At 68.0% G+C, this 19,741-nt stretch carries 15 protein-coding genes; 4 read left to right on the plus strand and 11 right to left on the minus strand.

Annotation, left to right across the window (positions count from 1 at the left end):
* Positions 1–90: 90 nt before the first annotated feature.
* On the minus strand, positions 91–2,601 hold the full coding sequence (locus tag ERC79_RS19405) for an FtsX-like permease family protein (protein ID WP_242676648.1): 2,511 nt from the start codon (positions 2,599–2,601) through the stop codon (positions 91–93).
* Between the two features lie 2 nt (positions 2,602–2,603).
* Entirely contained in the window at positions 2,604–3,374 is a 771-nt protein-coding gene (locus tag ERC79_RS19410; protein ID WP_131580022.1) for an ABC transporter ATP-binding protein, read from the minus strand.
* A 109-nt stretch (positions 3,375–3,483) separates the two neighbouring features.
* On the opposite strand from ERC79_RS19410, the gene ERC79_RS19415 reads away from it, so the two are divergent.
* A complete protein-coding gene (locus ERC79_RS19415; protein WP_131580023.1) occupies positions 3,484–4,734 on the plus strand; it encodes a sensor histidine kinase in 1,251 nt (416 codons plus the stop codon).
* Complete coding sequence (locus ERC79_RS19420; RefSeq protein ID WP_131580024.1) at positions 4,722–5,366, plus strand: response regulator transcription factor; 645 nt, start codon at positions 4,722–4,724, stop codon at positions 5,364–5,366. Before ERC79_RS19415 ends, ERC79_RS19420 begins: the two co-directional genes overlap by 13 nt.
* Here the strand turns inward: ERC79_RS19420 and ERC79_RS19425 are convergent, their stop codons facing one another.
* Genes ERC79_RS19425 through ERC79_RS19435 form a run of 3 tightly spaced genes read right to left on the minus strand, consistent with a single transcriptional unit; the run spans position 5,367 to position 10,356 of the window.
* The gene (locus tag ERC79_RS19425) at positions 5,367–5,639 is read right to left on the minus strand and encodes a hypothetical protein (RefSeq protein WP_131580025.1); all 273 of its coding nucleotides are present in this window, start codon (positions 5,637–5,639) and stop codon (positions 5,367–5,369) included.
* A complete protein-coding gene (locus tag ERC79_RS19430) occupies positions 5,636–9,952 on the minus strand; it encodes a cation-translocating P-type ATPase (RefSeq protein ID WP_131580026.1) in 4,317 nt (1,438 codons plus the stop codon). Before ERC79_RS19430 ends, ERC79_RS19425 begins: the two co-directional genes overlap by 4 nt.
* Entirely contained in the window at positions 9,949–10,356 is a 408-nt protein-coding gene (locus tag ERC79_RS19435; protein WP_131580027.1) for a hypothetical protein, read from the minus strand. Before ERC79_RS19435 ends, ERC79_RS19430 begins: the two co-directional genes overlap by 4 nt.
* A gap of 439 nt (positions 10,357–10,795) precedes the next feature.
* Here ERC79_RS19435 and ERC79_RS19440 point away from each other — a divergent pair, with 439 nt between their 5' ends.
* Both ERC79_RS19440 and ERC79_RS19445 read left to right on the plus strand, forming a co-directional pair.
* Positions 10,796–11,668: a fused MFS/spermidine synthase gene (locus tag ERC79_RS19440; RefSeq protein WP_165497176.1), complete on the plus strand. Its 873-nt coding sequence runs from the start codon at positions 10,796–10,798 to the stop codon at positions 11,666–11,668.
* Between the two features lie 566 nt (positions 11,669–12,234).
* Positions 12,235–13,665 carry an MFS transporter gene (locus tag ERC79_RS19445; RefSeq protein WP_131580029.1) on the plus strand — a complete coding sequence of 477 codons (1,431 nt, stop codon included), beginning with the start codon at positions 12,235–12,237 and terminating at the stop codon, positions 13,663–13,665.
* Between the two features lie 51 nt (positions 13,666–13,716).
* Here ERC79_RS19445 and ERC79_RS19450 read toward each other — a convergent pair whose 3' ends face one another.
* From ERC79_RS19450 to ERC79_RS19475, 6 genes are all read right to left on the minus strand, one after another.
* Entirely contained in the window at positions 13,717–14,475 is a 759-nt protein-coding gene (locus ERC79_RS19450) for an enoyl-CoA hydratase-related protein (RefSeq protein ID WP_131580030.1), read from the minus strand.
* Positions 14,476–14,592: 117 nt separating this feature from the next.
* A complete protein-coding gene (locus ERC79_RS19455) occupies positions 14,593–15,591 on the minus strand; it encodes an MBL fold metallo-hydrolase (RefSeq protein ID WP_131580031.1) in 999 nt (332 codons plus the stop codon).
* Positions 15,592–15,699: 108 nt separating this feature from the next.
* Positions 15,700–15,978: a GNAT family N-acetyltransferase gene (locus tag ERC79_RS19460; protein ID WP_242676649.1), complete on the minus strand. Its 279-nt coding sequence runs from the start codon at positions 15,976–15,978 to the stop codon at positions 15,700–15,702.
* A gap of 94 nt (positions 15,979–16,072) precedes the next feature.
* Entirely contained in the window at positions 16,073–17,464 is a 1,392-nt protein-coding gene (locus ERC79_RS19465) for a hypothetical protein (RefSeq protein WP_131580033.1), read from the minus strand.
* Between the two features lie 295 nt (positions 17,465–17,759).
* Complete coding sequence (locus ERC79_RS19470; RefSeq protein WP_131580034.1) at positions 17,760–18,848, minus strand: hypothetical protein; 1,089 nt, start codon at positions 18,846–18,848, stop codon at positions 17,760–17,762.
* A 188-nt stretch (positions 18,849–19,036) separates the two neighbouring features.
* A complete protein-coding gene (locus ERC79_RS19475) occupies positions 19,037–19,627 on the minus strand; it encodes a hypothetical protein (protein ID WP_131580035.1) in 591 nt (196 codons plus the stop codon).
* Positions 19,628–19,741 lie beyond the last annotated feature (114 nt).

The raw sequence follows: 19,741 nt of genomic DNA on the forward strand, positions 1-19,741 counted from the left end.
GGGGGCGGGTGTCACCCGACGCTAACAGCGCGGCCAGGGCCAGCGCGAATGGTTTTCCCCGTCGACGCTGGCCCCCGGCGCGCTGCATCATCACTCGCGTGTGCCGATGGCCTCGACTGGGTCTTGTCGCAGTGCGGCGTGTGTGGGAATTGCGATCGCAACCAGCCCGAGCACGACGGTGGCGGCGATGATCGCCCCGTACGTCACGGGGGAGATGTTCGGGATCGGCCTACCGGACACGGCCCCCGCGATGCCTGCCAGCGGCGGCAGTGCGATCAGCGAACCGACCACTGCAGCGACACTGACCACGATCACTGATTCGACGCGCATCATGCTCCGCACCTGACGGTGGCTCGCGCCGACCAGTCGAAGCAGCGCGAACTCCCGGCCCCGCTCCGCGGTCGCCAGCACCAGGGTGTTGACTACTGCGACGGCGAGGTAGCCGAGCAGCACAGCGAGCGCCACGATGCTCACCCACGACTGCGTGCGCCGCTCGTCCTCTCCGGCGGACGCGAACTCGGCGCGGTCCGCAACGGCGACGCCGGGCGTGGCCTCCAGGCTCTCGCGGAGCTCGTCGACGCGTCCGGGCTGGGCGGTCACCAGCAGGACATCGGCCATCGCGTCGGTGGTGTGTGCACGGACCTGCCCGGCGGGCAGGGTGACATCGCCGAAGCCGAGTCCGCGTCCGTAGGTCGCGACGACCGTGGGGGTGATCAGTGTCCCGTCGCCGAGTCGCAGAGGCACCGTCTCACCCATGTCGGTGCCCATGTCGAATACGGCGTCGAGGCTCAGTGCCACCGTGCCGTCCGTCAGCCGGGTCAGATCGCCCTCACGGACGTCGAGATCGAGGGTCGACGCGCTCGCTCGTGGATCGATCCCCTGCACGGGGTACGGTTTGGTGGTCGGCGCATCGCCGGAGTCGGACGTGTACAGTGCCTGGCTGCGGGTGATCGGATTCGCTTCGCGGACAGCAGGATTCGATGCGATCTCGTCGACGGTAGCCGGGGAGAGTCCGGCGGCCCCGGTGACCACGAGGTCGGCGGTGAGACCGCGTCGCGACTGGTCACCGGCGGCCCCGCTGATAGTGCTCTGCGTGAACAGCTGTACCGAGGCGATCGCTATCGCCAGGGCGAGCGGGGTGATGGCGGCGGCCAGACGGCGTGCGCGGGCTCCCGTATTGGCTGCGGCCAGAGCGAGAGCGGGGGACGAGCTGCGACGCATCGGCCCACCGAGCCGGGCGACGGCGGCCGACACGAGTCGGGGGCCGAGTAGCGCCACCGAGATCACCAGTAGTACGGCCGAACTACCCGCCCCGGCGAGTGCGGCCTGGCCGGGCAGGAATGCGGGCAGCACCGACGTGGCCAGCCCGCCGGCCGCGAACGCCAGGCCGGTGACGAGCCGACCGCGCCCGATGGTGCCAGGCTCGACTGCGGATTCGCGTAGCGCCTCAGTTGGATCGAGGCGGGCGGGACGACGTGCGGCGATCGCGGCCGCGATTCGGGCGGTCGCGAGGGCGAGGGCGACTCCGACGAGGGCGGGCACCGGCCCGTACGCGAGTGCGAAGTCGGACGGCAGCACCCCGGCTTCGGTGAACTGCGCGCGCAGAACCCCGGCGACCGCGAAGCCCGGCCACACTCCCAGTACGGCGGCGATCCCGGCCACCAGCAGCACCTCGCTGCCGATCAACCGGTGCACCTGCCCCGGTGTCGCGCCCATCGCCCGTAGCAGCGCGAACTCGCGGCGCCGTTGCTGGATCGACAGCGACAGCGTGCTCGCGACGACGAACATCGCGATCAGGATCGCCAGGCCCGCGAAAGACCCGCACAGCATGATCAGTTCGTTGCGGGCCGCGCCCGCATCGAGGTACTCGACGTCGCCGCGGGCATCGCCGGTGTAGGTGCGCACGTCGTGGCCGGCGAGCTGGGCCCGCGCCCGAGCAGCCAGCGTCGAGGCGTCGACGCCGTCCTCGGCGAGCAGCCCGATCGTCGTCACCTGATCGCCGTGCGGCCACAGCTGCCCGATCCGGGCGTCGGAAACCAACACCGTGCCGGCCCGGTCCGTCGGCTCGGGCGTCGGCGCCCCGGCGACCCCGACGACCGTGTACTCGCTTCCGATCCCGCCGTGCCGCAGCATGATCCGGGCACCCGGGGCAGCGTCGCCGGTGACGACCACCTCGTCCGGGGCTTCGGGCGCGCGCCCCGCGGTGAGCGTGTACGGCGCCAGCGCCGCCGACGACCAGCCGTGGGCGTCCAGCGTCGCTCCGGTGTCGGTGGTCAGCGGCACGCTCATGTCGGCGATCGCCGCGCGCACCCCCGGCAGGCCGGCCAGTTCGCTGACCGCGATCGCGGGGAGTAGCGCCCGTTCGACGTACGGCTGGTCGACGTCCTCGCGCACCTCGAGGGTCTGCGGACCTCCGATGATGACGTCCGCGCCCGCGTAGCGGTGCGACTCGACACCGCCGCGGATCCCGGATTCGAACAGCACACCCAGCGCGCAGGTCAGCAGCGCCGCGCAGAACACCGCGACGAACATCGCGGCGAAGCCGCCGCGCTGCTGCCGAATGTTGGCGCGCGCGAGGGCGCGCACTCCGGTGCTGTGCATGCTCACCACTCCCCGAGATGGGTCATGTGATCGGCAACCGCCGCGGCGGTGGTCGAGTCCATGCGGCCCACCAGACGGCCGTCGGCGAGGAACTGCACCTGGTCGGCGTGCGCCGCGGCGACCGGATCGTGGGTGACCATGACGACGGTCTGCCCCAGCTCGGTGGTGGTGCGGCGCAGCAGTTCGAGTACCTGTCGGCCCGTGCGGCTGTCCAGTGCGCCGGTCGGCTCGTCCGCGAACACGGCGTGCGGCTGCGTGATGAGCGCTCGGGCAATTGCGACGCGCTGCTGCTGTCCGCCGGACATCTCGGCGGGCCGCCGGTCGCGCTTGCCGTCGAGCCCGACAGCGCCGAGAACATAGTCGAGGTGCGCGCGGTCGGCGACGCGGCCGGCCAGCAGTAGTGGCAGCGTGACGTTCTGCTCGACGGTGAGCGCCGACATCAGGTTGTAGGCCTGGAAGACGAACCCGATGTGATCGCGCCGGAAGATGGTTCGCGCCTTCGGCTTCAGGGCGCTGATGTCGGTGTCACCCAACCACACCGAACCGGTCGTGGGCTGGTCCAGGCCAGCCGCGCAGTGCAGGAAGGTGCTCTTGCCGGAGCCGGACGGCCCCATGACAGCGGTGAAGCTGCCCGGCGCCAGCGTCAGGCTCACACTGTCGAGCGCGGTGACCGCGGCCCTGCCGCTGCCGTAGGTCTTGGTGACGCCGTCGAGCCGGATCGCGGCCCGCGGCGGACTCTCGATCAGTGTGTTCGGGGACGTGTGTTGTGTCATTCGAAAAACGCTATGGATGCCGAGGAGTCCAGACCATCCTGTCCACTACCCGAACGATGGTGTAGCCAGCTGTACCGACATCTGACGATGGGTGCGGCATGCTGGACCGATGACGTGGACCGAACGGCTGTATGTGCGGTGGCGGGCCGTCCGCTTCCTCGCGGTGGAGTCCGTCGCCGCCCTCGTCTCGATGTGTTTCCTGTTCGTCGGCCTGGTGATTGCGTCCACCCTGATGCTGGTCGTCGGATGGATTGCGGTGCCGTGGTACCTGCGGGCGCTGCGCTGGTGGGCAGGTCTGGCGCGTGAGCGGGCCGGCCGGTACACGGGCACCGTGGTGGGGGAGCGGTACCTGCAGATCACGGACAATCCGGGCTTCGACGATCTACGACGGCTCCTGACGGCGCCGTCCACGCGACGCGACTTCGCATGGGTCGCCGTGCACTCGATCGCGGCGCTGACTGCCGGTCTACTGGCCGTCGGGATTCCGCTGGCGGCACTGAATTCGCTGTCGATTCCGTTGTATTGGTGGTCGCTGCCGGCGGACGCGCCGGTGAGCAGTATCTATCCGGTCACGTCGTGGTGGGGGGCGGCGCCGATGCCGCTGATTGGCGTCGGTTACATCGTGCTCGGCTGGTGGATGATCCCCGCGATGGCCCGTGGCATCAGCGCACTCGCGTCCCGTCTGCTGGCCCCGCGACGGGAAACCGAACTGTCCGAACGGGTCACCGCTCTTACCGAGAGCCGTGCGGCGGCCCTCGATGCGCACGCGGCCGAGCTGCGCCGGATCGAACGAGACCTGCACGACGGAGCCCAGAACCGTCTGGTCGGGGTGGTCATGATGCTCGGCCTCGCCGAGCGATCGCTACGGGTGAACCCGGAACAGGCTCTGCCGCAACTGCTTCGCGCGCAGGATGCCGCCTCGGATGCGCTGTCGGAGCTGCGGACGCTGGTGCACGACATCTACCCGCCTGTTCTCGACGAGCTGGGCCTGGACGGCGCGGTGTCCGCCCTCGCCGGCCGCAGCGCTGTGCCGTGTGTGCTCGATGTCGAGGGCCTGCAGCGCGCTCCCGCGTCGGTGGAGGCGGCCGCGTACTTCGTCGTCGCGGAGGCGCTCACCAACGTCGTCAAGCACAGCGCGGCGACGCACGTCCTCGTGACGATCCGGACCCGTACCGACGAATCCGGGCACACGATGGTGATCGAGGTCCATGACGATGGGCACGGCGGGGCTGTCGAGACGTCGGGCAGCGGATTGGCGGGGATACGCCGTCGCGTGGCAGCGTTCGAGGGAACCATGACATTGAGGAGCCCGCTCGGCGGGCCGACGAGGCTCGAGGTGGGCTTGCCGTGCGGATTCTGATCGCCGAGGACGATGCTCTGCTGCGGGAGGGGCTCGCGCTGCTGCTCGGCACTGTCGGTATCGAGGTCACCGCGGCCGTCGCCGATGCCGAGGAGTTCCTCGATGCGTTCGAGGCAGACCCGCCGGACGGTGCGGTGCTGGACGTGCGGATGCCGCCGACGTTCACCAACGAGGGCCTGCGGGCGGCGATCGAGGCGCGTCGGCGACGCCCTGGGTTCCCGGTGCTGGTGTTGTCGGCGTATGTCGAGGACCGGTATGCCGGAGAACTACTGGCAGGTGGCGCGGGAGGTGTCGGCTATCTGCTCAAGGAACGGGTCGGCAAGGTCGAGGAGTTCGTCGACGCGCTGCGCCGCGTCGTGGACGGCGGGACGGTGATGGATCCGGAGGTGGTCTCGCAGCTGATGAGCCGTCGCCGCGTCGACGATCCGATCCGCGGTCTCACACCGCGCGAGTCCGAGGTGCTCGGGCTCATGGCCGAAGGCCTCGGCAACCAGGACATCGCGCGGAAGTTGGTGGTCAGCGACACGGCGGTGAGTAAGCACATCGGCAATATCTTCGCGAAACTAGGCCTGTCGACGTCGGACAGCGGGCACCGCCGGGTCCTGGCGGTGCTGGCGCACCTGCGCAGCTGATCACGCGTCCTCGAGTGCCTCGCCGAATTCCTGGAGCGTTCGGTTGTGGTGGTCCGCGGCCAGTGCGTGTCCCGCGGCGATTGCGAGGGCCACCGGCCAGTCGATCAGCTCGACGGCGACGAGCAGTCCGAGAGCGGTGAAGTAGGCGAGCTGTTCCGGCCGGGGGACGCCGACATCGCCGATGAGGGGTAGCCGGATCGCGAACCGGGAGCCCTGCTGAACCCGTTGCAGGGCGGCGCCGTGAGATCGCAGATCCACAGTTGCTTCGGTCATAGTTCGTCCTGCCACTTCTTGTCGTTCACCTGCTGTACACCCGGGGCGACCATCGTGTTGTTCGTGACCTTTTCGTTACCTGCTGTCTCGGCCTTTGCATCTGCTCTCGCGCCGTCGAAAAGCGACCCCTTGACGGGCGTCATTGCGGCGGTGCTCACGCCGCCGCTGCGCCACACATACGCTGTGCTGTTGCGTGCCGGCGTGGTGGTCGTTCTGGACTGACCGGACTGATCGGAGCGCGAATTCCACCACGTGAGCGCGCGCGGCGCCACCGCGGCCGCTGCGGTGGCGACCGCTGCGGAACCGAGGGCCTGTGACCATCCGAGCGGTCCGAGCGGCGTGCACCCGAGGAACTGACTCACCCCAGGAGTGCTCACTACGGCCCCCAGCGCGGCCAGCGAGCCGATGACCGTGGTCACCACCAGAGGACTGCGGGAGTCGATCAGGGTCTGACCCAGCTGGGATCCGACGAGTGCGACGAGTCCCACAGTCGAGGCCCGCCGCGGGCGCCCGGTGACCGACGCCAGGCCCCACGCGATCCCGGCGCCGGCCGCGGTGGCCGCACCACGAACGGCCACCGTCCGCCACAGCGCGGCGCTGTCGGGTCCGCGCCCGTCGTACTCGTGATTCCGGTGTGGAGGACTGACGGCGAGTGCGGCCGCGGGAAGTGCATCGGTGAGGAGATTGACGAGCAGCAACTGTCGCGCATTGAGTGGGGCGCGTCCGGTGATGACGCTGCCGATCAATGCGAACGCGACCTCGCCCGCGTTGCCTCCGAGTAGGACTGCCACCGCGGATTGCACACGCTGCCACAATTGCCGACCCTCGTCGATCGCATCGAGCAGGGCGTCGACGTGCCCGTCGAGCAGGACGACATCTGCCGCATTGCGAGCCGGATGACTGCCGCGTGAGGCGACGCCGATGCCGATGCTCGCGGCCCGGATGGCCGCGGCGTCGTTGGCGCCGTCACCCACCATTGCGCACACGTGTCCGGTTCGCTCGAGGGTTTGGACGATCTGGACCTTCTGCTCGGGCGACATGCGGGCGAACACCTGGCAGTCGCGGACTGCCTCTTCCTGCCGGCGGTGCGACAACGCCTCCCACTCGGTTCCGCTCACGACATCGCCCGCGCCCAGTTCCAGGCCCAGTTCCCGGGCGATCGCTGCGGCGGTCACCGGATGGTCGCCGGTGATCAATCGGACAGCGACATCGCGATCTTCGAGAGCCGGTAGCAGGCCGGAGGCCTCGGGACGCGCGGTGTCGGACAGCCCGAGCAGACCTACCGGTTGCAGGTCTCGACCGCACAGTTCCTCGACCGCGTCGGGATCGGCCGCGGCATCCGCAGCCTGCTCGGCGGTGAGGATGCGGCGGGCCACGGCGATTACCCGCAGTCCGTCCTCGGCCATCTTCCGGACCTCGTCGACGGTCTTCTCCACCGTCGCCGGATCGGCCTCGGTGCACGCGGCCAGTACCACCTCGGGCGCCCCCTTGATCACGAGTTCGACGCCGGTGAGGGCCGCCGCATACGGGCGACCGGACCGGAACGGGAGGAGGACGTCGGAGGGCCCGGCCGGCCCGGTGGCGGCGGCGGCCTCGACCACGGCCCGATCGGTGGCGTGTGCGGCGGCGAGTCCGTCGGGGGTCACCGATGTCAGGGCGGCGCTGCGGACCACCGAGTCGCAGTCGTTCGTGCCGGTGGGGCGAACCACGGTGACCCGCAGCCGGTCCTCGCTGAGGGTCCCGGTCTTGTCGAAGCACACCACATCCACGCGACCGAGTGCCTCGATCGCGCGTGGGGCACGTACCAGCGCGGAAACGTGCGTGAGCCGGCGCGCCGCCGCCTGCTGGGCGAGCGTCGCGACCAGGGGCAACCCTTCGGGGACTGCTGCCACCGCTACCGCCACCCCACTGGTGATCGCCGATTGGAGGCCGCCGCCGCGAAGCATCGACGTGAGCGTGACGAGGGCGCCGCCGGCGGTGCTGACCGGCAGCACCCGGCTGGTCAGCTCACGTAGTTGCGCTTGCAGACCCACGCGGTGCACGGGCGTCGGCGACAGGGCGGCGGCCCGGCCGGTCTCGGTGGCGCCGCCGATTGCGGTGACGACAGCGGTCGCGGTCCCGGTGAGGACGGTCGTCCCGGCGTAGAGCATGCAGGCACGTTCGGCGAGCGGGACACCGGGAGTCGCCGCTGTGTGCTTGTCGACCGGGAGGGATTCGCCCGTCAGGGAGGACTCGTCGACCTCGACGCCGTCGGCCGCGAGCAACCTGCCGTCCGCGGGCACCACCTCGCCCGGTCGCACCTCGATCACATCCCCGGGTCGTAGCAGGCCGGCGTCGACGGCTTCGTAGCTGCCGCGGGTGCCCTCGCGGACCGTGCGGGCGGGAGGATCCTGCACCGCGAGGAGTCGGCGCAGTAGTCGTTCGGCGTGCAAGCGCTGTCCAGCAGACATCACCGCGTTGCCAACCAGGACCGAGCCGACGAGAACGGCGTCGATGGGTGAACCGAGTACCGCGCTGGCGGCCGATCCGGTGGCGAGAATGGGGGTGAGTGGATCCGACAGTTCGGTGCGAATCGAACGACCGAAGTCCCATACGAAGGTGACCGGACGCTGCATCCACGTCACGAGGCCGACGCCCGGGCGAGCGCCGGTCGCGGTACGTCGCGGTCCGGGTTCACCGAGCATGTCGCGAACCTGTTCGGCGGGCATCGCGTGCCAGTCGTGCTGTGGATTTCGCATCGGTTGGGCCGCGCGCAATACCCTGCGTGCCAGGCCCTGCCCCGTCCAGAGTGCCGCACCGGCGCCCACACTCACCGGTCCCGGGCCTCGGCCGTGGGTTCCGGGCAGCATCAGCAGCGACCCCAGAAGGGAAGCGCCGGTGGCAATTTCGATTCCGCGTCGGCTAGCGGTCCGCGCCGCCGGGATGGCGCGCAGGATGCGCCATGCTGCAGCCAGATCCGGGACCAGAAGATCGAATTCGCCCGGAGTGGCGACAACATCGCGCGCTACGCCGATACCGACATCGGCCGCGGCCAGCGTTCGCGGACACTGCACGGCCAGGACTGCTACCGATTCGCCCGCATCCTGCAACTGCACCACGGTCTCGGCGAGATCGGAATCGATTGTGCCGGTGCGGATCCGGAGTTCGTCGAAGGCCGAGCGAAGCGTTCCGAGGGCGTCGCCGTCGATCGAGTGCACCGTGAGCGACGCCTGCCTCGCCTGCTCGAGAACTGCCGCGGCGAGGGGATCTCGTACCGGGGCCACGAGCACGGCCGCGTCGTCGGCGGTCTCGACACCGGCGCCCGGGAGCTGCGCGACCGGGTGCCAGCCCTCTCCGATGCTGCCGGCGTCGACAGCTCGGCGAGCCAACTCCCAAATTCGGGCTCGGTGAGCATCCTCGACGCCTCGGATCCGGCTCACCCGTAGATCCGACGTAACGAGGGCGCGCGGATCGATCACCAGGGCGGTGATGCCGTCGAGGTGGCGGAGAGGATCCGGCCCGCGGCACAGCACGCCGTGATCGGCAGCCAGACCGCGGCCGAGGGCACCAGCGAAGGACTCCCGGGCGGTGCGGGCGGCCTTCGGCGTGGCCACGAGGGCCGCGGTTGCTGCCCCGCGCAGACTGCCGGTGGACAGGCCGACCGCTCCCGCGCCGGCGAGTTGGGCCCACGCGACGCGTTCGACATGACGCTCCACGGGTCCGCCCTCGCTCGAGGCCTCCCGCCCGGCTGGTCGAGGTAGATCGCTGCGCTGCCACGCGCGCCGATTGGCGATGACCTCACCTACCAGGGACGCTCGAAGCAGCGCCTCGATCCCCAGCGGGATCGGCGCCTGAACCAACGCGTAACTCGCGGCGGTGGCGACCGAAAGGACGAGGTCGGCATTGGTGCGTCCGAGCCCGGACTCGAGAAGGCGGCGCAGTCGCGGCTGATAGTCGAGGAGCGCCACGGGCGCGGCTGTGGCGACGGGGAATCGCGGCAGCTGCAGCACCCGCCCCGTGACCGCGATCGCGAATCCGGCCGTGTGTGCGGTGAGTGCGGCAATCCGGGCGGTGAGGACGGCGTCGTCCCAGGCCGGCGGAGGGAGCCGATCGCTGGGGGTTACCGAAGGTTGCACGCGCGCTGGTGTGCCGAGGCGCGGTCTTGTGTCGAGGTGCAGTGCAGTGTCGAGGTGCAGTGCGGTGTCGAGCAGTGTGGTCAGGACACCGGCGGTGGCGGCCGTACCGACCGTCGCGGCCGTCAGAGCCGCATGCGCGCCCTGGCCGGGTAGCTTGCCCGCCCGGCTCAGCAGTCCCCCGACCCCCGGAATTCTCACTTACCGGTACGCCCCCGTGGGCGGGAGGTGGTTGCGGCGGTCTTCTTGGCGGGGGTCTTCTTGGTGGCCGGTTTGGCCGAGGCGTTCGTGGTCGATTTCTCCTGGGGTTGCGCGCCGCGCTCGTGTAATTGCCTCAGGAGGAGCGCGGCGCCCCCGACGGTGAGGACCACCGGCCAGTCGACGAGACCGACTGCGCCGGCGGCAGCCATCGTCAGAACCGCGGCCGGTGTGGAGTGGCTTCCCGTCTCGACGCCCTTGCGGACCCCATCGGCCGCGCCCCCGACGGCTCCCCTGAACCCGCCGACGACGCTGCCGACTGCGGCGCCGCCCACAGCTCCGATCGAGGCTGTGGTCACTTCGGCGATACCGGACACGGTTCGTACTGCACCGCCGGCGAACGACATTCGTCCGTTGCCGGATCGGTGACCGTTGTGTGAGGTTTTCCCTGTCTGTTCCATCGAACGCCTATCGTCGATTTGCGTAGGAAGCACTCGGGTATCGGGTATCCACTCACGTCAGAGTCTAAACCCGACCACTTGCGATGTGAACCTCTCGATCGACGCTGTCGAGCCGATGCGATTGCAGCGGACCGATGCGCGGATCGTCCTCAACCGCAGCAGGCGGGTCTGACTCTTCGAAAGATCATGTCGAAAGACGTAGCAGCGCAGCTGGTCTCGAGCGTCGGGAGGGAGTGCCGCGCGGTCGGTCTTGGAGGCTGGTCCTGGTCGTCGAGGAGTTCGTCGGAGATCAGCAGCGCACCGCGAACCTACGGCACGCGGCCGGTAAGCTCCCTGTCGAACGCTGCCGTCCTGGTGGCGCACATGAGCAGCAGGGATGGCGTCGATGGGCAGGCAGCGGGGCGGCCGCAGAACCGAAGGACGCGGTCCTCGTAGCGGCGGAACCGGGCCCGCAGAGGGTGCTTACGAGATCGACACCGGGATGTGCGAGCTCGAGGTGGATCCGTTCGATCCGCAGAGCTGGATTGTGAAGATCAACGGTGAACCGAGCTCGCATATCGATCTGGCCGACTCCGAGTCCCTGGCCTTCGACTACATGCGGTGGATTGCCGAACTCGCACGCTCACAGTGGGCTTCGACGGCGAAGCTTCGGGTTCTGCATCTCGGTGGCGGTGCCTGCACGCTGGCGCGGGCGTTCGCGTCGATGTATCCGGACGCGCGGCAGGTGGTGGTCGAAGTGGACGGCCGCCTCGCGGTACTGGTCCGCGAATGGTTCGACCTGCCCCGGGCGCCGTTGTTACGGGTGCGGGTGGGGGAGGCCCGGGCGGTCACCGAGGCGCTTCTCGACGACAGCCGCGATCTGGTCATCCGTGACGTGTTCGCGGGCCGCACCACCCCGCAGTCCCTGACCACCCTCGAGTTCACCCGGCAGGCGCGCCGGGTGCTGGCGCCGGGCGGCATCTACGTCGTGAACTGCGGCGACACTCCGGACCTGAGGGGTGCTCGCGCGGAGGCCGCGACCATCGGCGCGGTCTTCGAACACACCGCGATCATCGCCGACCCCGCGATGCTCAAGGGTAAACGGAACGGCAACGTCGTCATTGCCGGCAGCGACGTGCCGATCGGGACGTCCTCGACGCTCGCGAGCCGCCTGCTCGGTGGCGGCACCCCGGCACACGTACGGCAGGACGCGCAGGTGCGGACGTTCGCCGAATCGGCGAAGGTGCTGCGTGACGAGGCTTCGCCGACGGCGGAGTGACGCCGATCCGGTCCCTGCCGCCCAGATGTCACAGCGGCGGCCTGCCGACGTAGCCGTCATCCGGTGGCGTCACAGCAGTTCCCAGTTCTGGTTCGGCGTGCGGGTGCCTGGCGGCTTCCACTGTCCTGCAAGGCGATCAATGCGCACATCGCCGCGCAACGTGCTGCTGCGCGAACAGTGGGGTGCGTGGCTATCGCCCACGCTCGTCTGGCTGTTCCTGACATGTGGCCCTTCACTTCGTCGGCTCTCGCTGAACGTCGGTTCTGCAGGGGGTAGGGCGGTAGCAGCTTCCGTGTCGGAAGAACTGCGTTTGTCGTGAGTCCCGAACTCGATGTCGCGTAACCCATTGCAATTTGTACCATACCCCCCTACGGTATCAACCGATGAAACATCCACCTCGGGATCTCATGTGCACCAACAGTTGGCGTCGTTCGGTGGAGTTCGAGTATTGCCCTTTTGTAGGGCATTTCGCGTCTGCGCGGCAGGGTGGCGCAGTGGCTGACCTCCCGATCGACCTCGAGTTTCCGTTCATCACAAATACCCCGTACAGGTAAGAGAGGGACAGCATGTCCGCACAAGCAGAATCCACTCGAAAGTGGTGGGCGTTGGCGTTGATAGCCGCCGCGCAGTTCATGGTCATCATGGACACCTCCATCATCGGTGTCGCGCTTCCTCAGATGCAGAGTGATCTGGGCTTCTCCCAGGAGGGCCTGACGTGGGTGTTCAACGCCTACGTCATCGCCTTCGGTGGGCTGCTCCTACTTGGTGGGCGTCTGTCGGATCTGTTCGGTGCCCGCAGAGTGTTCACCGCCGGGTGGCTGATCCTGCTCGCCGGATCCGTCGTCGCCGGTGCCGCCGGTAATGTCGCCGTCGAGCTCGCCGGCCGTGCAGTGCAGGGCGCCGGCGCAGCACTGATCGCGCCATCGGCCCTCACCCTGTTGATGATGCTGTTCGGCAGCACGCAGAAGGAGATGACCAAGGCGCTGGCCGTCTATGGTGCCGCGGCCCCGGCAGGCGGCACTGCCGGGGTGTTCCTCGGCGGCGTGATCACCGAGTACGCCAGTTGGCCCTGGGTTTTCTATCTCAACGTCCCCATTGCCGTCATCGCGCTGATCGCCACACCCCTGCTGATGCCGAAGGCGCCGGCGCGCACCGGATCGATCGACTTCCTCGGTGCGCTCGCGGTCACTGCTGGTCTCGCCGTCGGAGTCTTCGGCATCGTTCGCGCACCTGATGTCGGCTGGGGATCCGGGCAGACGTGGCTTGCGCTCGCTGTATCGGCTGCATTGCTGGGTGCATTCGTATTGATTCAGTCCAAGCGTCGCGAACCACTGGTGCGGTTGGGAATCTTCAAGGCACCTAACCTCGGCGCTGCGAACCTCGCTCAGCTGGTCCTCGGTGCTGCGTGGATTCCGATGTGGTTCTTCCTGAACCTGTACCTGCAGCAGGTGCTCGGATACAGCGCATTCCCCGCGGGCGCGGCACTGCTGCCGATGACGATCTTCGTCATGCTCGGCATGATCGTGATCGCGCCCCGAGCCATGCAGCGGTTCGGTGCGAAAGCGATGATCGTTGCCGGGTTGCTGGTTCTCGGAATCGGATTGGGATGGATGTCGTTGATCCGGTCCACCGGCAACTTCTGGGTCGACGTGCTGCCGGCGTCACTGGTGGCCGCAGCAGGCATGACGCTGGCGTTCATTCCCTCATTGGGTACGGCGATTTCTGCCGCGCGCCCTGAGGAGGGCGGATTGGCGTCGGGCATCGTGAACGTCAGTTACCAGGTCGGTTCGGCGGTCGGGCTGGCCGTGATGACGGCGATTGCCGCGGTGTTCGGCGCCGATCAACTCGGCAACCTCGATGAGTTGACGAATGGGTTCTCGGCAGTCTTCGTCGGTGCGGCCGTCATTGCGGTGGTGGGCGCAGGTATCACCGCCGTAGCTATGCGATCGACCAAGGTTGCGGCCCGGGACGCCGCCCAACCTACTGTCGCTTCGTGACGTACTCGGGCACACTCGCCGCCGGCTACGTCGCGCTGTCTGCCTCGACGCTCACATCGCGGTCCTCCGCGCGAACGCGGTGAGCGCCTCGACGTTCGCCGGTCCGCCCATCAGTTCGCGGAAGCACTCGTTCTCGCGTTCGCGCGCAGCGGCGATCTCGGCGCGCGACGGCTCGGTCATCGTCCGCTTGACGGCGATGAGGCTCGAGATCGGCTTCGTTGCCAAGGTTTCGGCATGGGTGCGGGCGACATCCAGGAGTTCCTCGGGCGCGCAGATTCGCCAGACGAGGCCCATCTCCTTGGCCTGGGCGGCATCGATCCACTCCGAACTCATCAGCACCCAGGCCGCGTTCTGTCGGCCGATCAGCGCGGGCAGCAGGTAGCTCGAGGCTGCTTCGGGGGCCACGCCGAGGTCGGTGAACGGGCACTTGAGCCGCGCCTCGCTGGACATGAATGCGAGGTCGGCGAACCCGAGGACAGTGGTGCCGATGCCCAGCCCGATTCCGTTGACCGCGCAGATCAGCGGCTTGGGGAACTCGGCGAGGGCGTCGACGAGGCCGGTGAATCCGTGTTTGCCCGGCCGGAAGTTCGGATCGGTTGTGCGAGCCTGCATCTCGCGCAGATCGGTGCCGGCGCTGAAGGCGCGCCCGTTGCCGGTGAGCAGCACGACCGCGACGTTCGGGTCGTCGGCTGCTTCACGCAACGCCTCGGTGGTGGCGTCGTACAGTGCCTCGTCGAACGCATTGAGCGCGTCGGGGCGGTTGAGGGTCAGCGTCCGGACGCGGGCGCGGTCGTCGATGAGAATGCTCATGCCCAGCACAGTAGAACCTGTTGCAGGGGGAGTGGGTCATTATGCCCGCCGACATGCGGGAATGGGGCGATCGTCCGCAGCGATCGCCCCATTGCCGGTGTGTTGGGTGCGTTTGTCCTAGTTGAGCGCGAACCGCGCCGGTTCGGTGCCAGGCACCTGAGCAATCTGGCCTCGGGCCACCAGGTGCCGCAGATGGGCCGCGGCCTCCGACAGCGCCATGCCCTTGCCGATCGGGGAGATGTCGGCCCACGGCCGGTACCACTTCATGATCGCTGCGACCTGCCATACCGTGAATTCGTTGCCCTCGAAAGACCGGTACAGATCATCGAGGCGCTCCTCGTGGTGGTCGAGTAGCTCGGCGGTGCGCCCGGACACGTCCGTGATCGGGACGCCGTGTGCGCCCAGCCCGCGCGTGACATCCATCTTCTGCACACGGCGCAGCGATTCCATGAACTCGGCCAGTGCGTCGCGTTCCTCGAGCGGGTACACGAAGTTGCCGACGTGTGGGGTCGTCTTCTGCAACACGTGGTCGCCGGTGAACATCACGTCGGCGTCCTCGAGGTAGAAGCATGCGTGGCCCGGCGTGTGACCGGGCGTGAATACGACCCGCAGGTCGCGGCCGGTGAGGGCGATGGTCTCGTCGTCGGTGAGAACGCGGTCGGGCGCCGATTCCGGCCCCGCCGGCGGTCCGCCCTGTGCGGCCTTCTCGAATGCGATGCGATCGGCCTCGGGCGCCCCGGCGCGGGCGAGGTTGGCGAGCTGGTCGTCCATCCACTCCCGGTTGTGCCCCGAAGACATCTTCTCGAACATTGTGTGGTCGGCCTCGTGCATTGCGATCCAGGCTCCAGACGCTTCCCGCACCCGTCCGCACAGGCCGGTGTGATCGGGGTGGAAGTGGGTGAGGACCACTCCCTCGACGTCCGACACCGAGTGCCCGATCGATTCGAGACCGGAGGTCAGCCCCTCCCAGCCCTCCGCGTCGTCCCAGCCCGCGTCGACCAGGATCAGTCCACTCGGCGACTCCATCGCGTAGACGAGGGTGCTGCCGAGCGGATTGTGGGACATGGGGACTGCGATTTGCACGATGCCATCACCGATGGCCGAAGCACCTGTCATTTGAGCAACCTCGTTGGCTAGATGAAGAACCCGTTCTACCTATGAACACATAGTTACTCTTCAGCTTTCGCGATGGTTCGACCGGTCCCACTTATCCGGAACGGGCGACTACGCCACGAGGTCGGCGTACTCGGGGTGCGACTCGACGTACTTGGCCACGTACGAGCACGACGGAACGATCGTGAAGCCTTGTTCGCGAGTGGCATCGAGTGCGGCCTTGACAACCTGGCCGGCCAGTCCCTGGCCACGGAAGTCCGGGTTGGTGACGGTGTGTCCGAAGTCGCGGACACCGCCGGACTCGACGTAGTCCGCGTAGCCGGCGAGTACGTCTCCGACGTAGATCTCGAACCGGCTCTCACCTGGGTTGTGCTCGATCCTGTTCGTCACGGCAGGGCTCCTTTCGTTGTGCTTACGATCGCACGTTACCCCGGTACAGCGCCGGTCCGTGGCGGAGTATTCCGCCGCTTCAGCGAGGCGCCGCTCACGAAGTCGTCGGGCGTGCAGTGTCGGCCGGGTGGTCAGCCTGTGGTTGCTGCGTCGGGCGAATGAGCAGTTCCAAAGCCAGGAGCGCGATCACGGCTCCGAGGACGATCCAAAGCACGACCAGCCCGGTGGGGTACCGCCAGAACACCAGCAGCAGCGCGGCGATACCGATGACGAAGCACCGCAGTGGGACTCGCGCCTGCCCCGCCCACCGTTCCACCCGATTGGGAGTCCGGCCCTCGCGGGGATGGCGTGCGAAGTCCAGGGCGTGTCCGAATCCACGGCGGACGACGCCGGCGGACGCCGATCCACCGATCAGGTAGGCGCCGATCGCAATGACCAGGCCCACCACCGCAACGGCACGCAGACTGGTGCGCAGCGGCACGAGGACGGTGTCGATGGCCGCTCTCGCGGCGTCCGGGGACAGCACATCGGGCGAAATGTCATCGATGTAGACGGCGCGTGCGATCAGCATCGCGACCGCCAGTACGAACATCCCGACTGCGATGGCCAGGCCGGCGAGGGACAGGGTGTGCAGCCGCCGGCCAGCGGGCGCGATGGCAACCGCGGCGGCTGCGCAAGCAATCCCCAGCCATGGCAGCACCGCCGAGGCCTTGTCGAGGGTGTTGACCGCTTGCTGAGCCTTGACGAGGTTGGGGGATTGGAACAGTACGAACTGCTTGTCCACCGTCGGGATGTTCTCGGCGAAAGTGAATCCCCGATCCGTCAGCTCGGTACGGACGTTGTCGATGATCGTCGACAACGAGATGCTGACGGTGCCGCTCTGATCCACCTGCACGGAGCTCGGGCCGTAGTTTCCGGTGACAAGCGCGACGAGCCTGTCGTGCGCGGTTCGGTTCGCCAGGATCCAGAGATCCTGGAACTGTTGGGATTGGACGAAGGACAGCACGGTCTCGTGGACGAAGCTCTTGGCCTGCCCGGCGATGACCGGCGCGAGACCGACCACGGCTTGGTCGACCCTGGGCGCCTTCTCGTCGAGGTTCGACACATCGGCCAGCGCGGCCAGAGCATCGGTGGTGAGCGCCTCGACGTCGATTCTCGTGAAGACCTCGTCGGTGACCTGATTCGAGATCTCCGCCTGGACTGCGGGGTCCTCCGCCAGCGGCGCGACGGTACTCACGTAGCGGTCGGTGTCGAGGATCTGGCTGCGGGTGAACCGGGAGGTCACGGAGACGATTGCCAGCAGAGCAACCAGGACCAGCAGCAGCGTGACCGCCGTCCAGCGCAGCCAGTGATGCTGGGGCGTCGGTTCGACATCGCCTGTGGCATCGGGTTCCTGGCCCCGCAATGCCGCGACCTGGGCGCGCAATCGGAGTAGTTCCGCCCGCTCGTCACTGTCGAGGGGCCGGCTGTTCATGCCCTCGTCCATGACTCTCCAATCCGGAAGTCGGTTCGCGCGCGCAGAACGGCCGCCTCCATCGACTTCCCCTTCGTAACTCCCTGCGTCACGGCGTCATCGCCGGCATGACCTGTCCCTGCGGGGCCGAAATCGTCTGGCGAACTCATTGTCCTCCGGAAGGGCGCCACGAGATACCGAGTTGCTCGAACAGGGGGTTTTGGTCAGTCTGTCCGGGAGTCGGTGCTTTCCGGTGATTGCCGCGACGAGTACGGGATCGGGTGCGATCAAGGGATCGCGTTCTAGGTGCGGATCGGATGTTCGAGCGTCAGGTCGGCTCGTCGAAGAGGGTCTGTTCGGTCGGGTTGCCGAACAGTGTCATCGGCTGCGGCTGCGGCTGCGGTTTGGCGGCACCGGAGCCGGACCGGCCACTGTCGGGGAATGCGCTGCTGGGGAGCGCGATGAACCGCAACGCGACGCGCAGCGACTCGTGCGTCTGTGCCCACGCCCGGGCCTGGACCTCGCAGGCCTCGACCCCCTTCGCGTCGGATTCGCTGCGCGCGTGCTTCGCGGCGCGGCGCCAGCTGATCTCCTGTTCCAAGGCGATCTTCAGGTAGTCGCGCACCGAGTCGCGGTCGCGTCCGCACACTGCGGCGACCTGCTCGGGGGAAAGCGCACCGCCGCCGTCCGGATGCGAGTGCAGCAGCGTCAGCAGGGCGGTGGGCAGATCGTCCTCCGCCCCGGACTCCTCGGACAGATCCGCTGCCAGTTCCGCTCGGTCCTGTGCCGGCTCGTCGATGACGCGCGTGCCGTCGAATTGGGCGGCGAACGCTGGGGGCAGTTCCTGTTGATCGCACGCCATGACGGCAGTGGTTTCGTCGAAGTCGACACTGGGTTCCACCGGGTCCGTATCGGATCCGGTCCCGTCGAGCAGCATGAGGTCGCTGCCGGCAAGGGTGCCCGCCGCCTCGGCTCGCAGGAAGCTCGGGTGCGGGACGCTCCAGATCTCGCGGAAGGCAGTCACCGCCATCGAGGCCAGCTGATCCGACCAGCGCTGCTCCTTGTCGACGTAGAACGCGGGGGAGCCGCCGCAAGGCTCGTCGCCCGCCGATCGGGTCGGCGGATCCCAGCCGAGCTCGCTCAGGCGCTTCTCGTCGGATGGTGATAGTGCATACCGTTGTGCGAGATAGTCATTGGAGGGAACCTCGCACCGGATCTGGTCGCCGTCCCAGACCAGGAACTGTACGCACGGAACGAATCCGTCCACAGTGGTCTCCTCGGACCACTCGAGGACGAGAAGGTCGTCGTCCTGCATCACCGCGATGTGATCGGCGAGGGCGGTCTGGAAGCGGCTCCAGGACCGCTCGACGGCCTGGTCGAAACTCTCGATATCGAACATGAGCCCCCAATCGTGCATCGATGCGGATCCGTCCCGCCGGAGGCGGCGGGCGTCCTCATGTCGTGATGCGACCAACGTAGCGCGCGGCACCGACAATCTCGTGAACGGCGCGACCGTTTCGGCTGTCAGCCGAGATCGAGATCATGGGGTCGTGACAGTCGGGTGAGGGGGCAGTGCCGGGTGAGGGCAGGGCCGAGAGCGCAGGGTCAGGACCTCGTATTGCGCATGTTCTTGTGCGGGCCGATGTATCCGACGTGGACGGTGTGTGAACGCGAATCGTGGACGAAGTACACGCGCGGCGCGAGGTCGCCGCCACCTTCGGAAATCTTCAGATGAGCCTGCATCAGGGTGAAGCCCGAACGATCGACTTCGGAGTCGACGGGCAGGACGCGTGAGCGACGGAGCCGCCCGTTCTGAAGTACCGTCTGGGACTCGCGCATCGCCAGCTTCTTCGACGTGCACGGCCAAGCGTCCGCATGCCCCGAGTATTTGCACCATTGGCGGAAGTCGCCGGTGAAGCCATTGTCGACCGCCTCCGCATACGCGCCGAGGGCGACCAGACCCCGACCGAGCGTCTTTCCCCAGGCGGCGGCCTGGGGTGCCGAGTCCAGATCCTTCAGATCGTGGCATGCGTCAGGGTGGATGGTGAGACGCTCGCCGAGGGTCCGTCGTGCCTGTTCAACGGCGGACGAGCATGCGCCGAGCTTGCGTCTGGGGAGCGGATCGGAATCCGGCTGGATGTCGAGCCCCTCACCGAGGGCGTCGTCGGACGTCGAGCGGGGTAGGTCGGTTGTCATGAGCGTCCTTTCGTCGGTAGAGCGGCGGAGTTGCGACACTGATCACGCCGGATACGTGTATAGGTGACCGAGGGCAGATAATCCTTTCATAACTGAATACACGTTAGAGGCGAA

The organism is Rhodococcus sp. ABRD24 (assembly GCF_004328705.1).
GTDB lineage: Bacteria > Actinomycetota > Actinomycetes > Mycobacteriales > Mycobacteriaceae > Prescottella.

Coding starts and splice junctions, on each gene's coding strand:
- ERC79_RS19405 (WP_242676648.1), bottom strand. CDS start 2,601: ATGCACAGCACCGGAGTGCGCGCCCTCGCGCGCGCCAACATTCGGCAG.
- ERC79_RS19410 (WP_131580022.1), bottom strand. CDS start 3,374: ATGACACAACACACGTCCCCGAACACACTGATCGAGAGTCCGCCGCGG.
- ERC79_RS19415 (WP_131580023.1), top strand. CDS start 3,484: ATGACGTGGACCGAACGGCTGTATGTGCGGTGGCGGGCCGTCCGCTTC.
- ERC79_RS19425 (WP_131580025.1), bottom strand. CDS start 5,639: ATGACCGAAGCAACTGTGGATCTGCGATCTCACGGCGCCGCCCTGCAA.
- ERC79_RS19435 (WP_131580027.1), bottom strand. CDS start 10,356: ATGTCGTTCGCCGGCGGTGCAGTACGAACCGTGTCCGGTATCGCCGAA.
- ERC79_RS19440 (WP_165497176.1), top strand. CDS start 10,796: ATGGGCAGGCAGCGGGGCGGCCGCAGAACCGAAGGACGCGGTCCTCGT.
- ERC79_RS19445 (WP_131580029.1), top strand. CDS start 12,235: ATGTCCGCACAAGCAGAATCCACTCGAAAGTGGTGGGCGTTGGCGTTG.
- ERC79_RS19450 (WP_131580030.1), bottom strand. CDS start 14,475: ATGAGCATTCTCATCGACGACCGCGCCCGCGTCCGGACGCTGACCCTC.
- ERC79_RS19455 (WP_131580031.1), bottom strand. CDS start 15,591: ATGACAGGTGCTTCGGCCATCGGTGATGGCATCGTGCAAATCGCAGTC.
- ERC79_RS19465 (WP_131580033.1), bottom strand. CDS start 17,464: ATGGACGAGGGCATGAACAGCCGGCCCCTCGACAGTGACGAGCGGGCG.
- ERC79_RS19470 (WP_131580034.1), bottom strand. CDS start 18,848: ATGCACGATTGGGGGCTCATGTTCGATATCGAGAGTTTCGACCAGGCC.
- ERC79_RS19475 (WP_131580035.1), bottom strand. CDS start 19,627: ATGACAACCGACCTACCCCGCTCGACGTCCGACGACGCCCTCGGTGAG.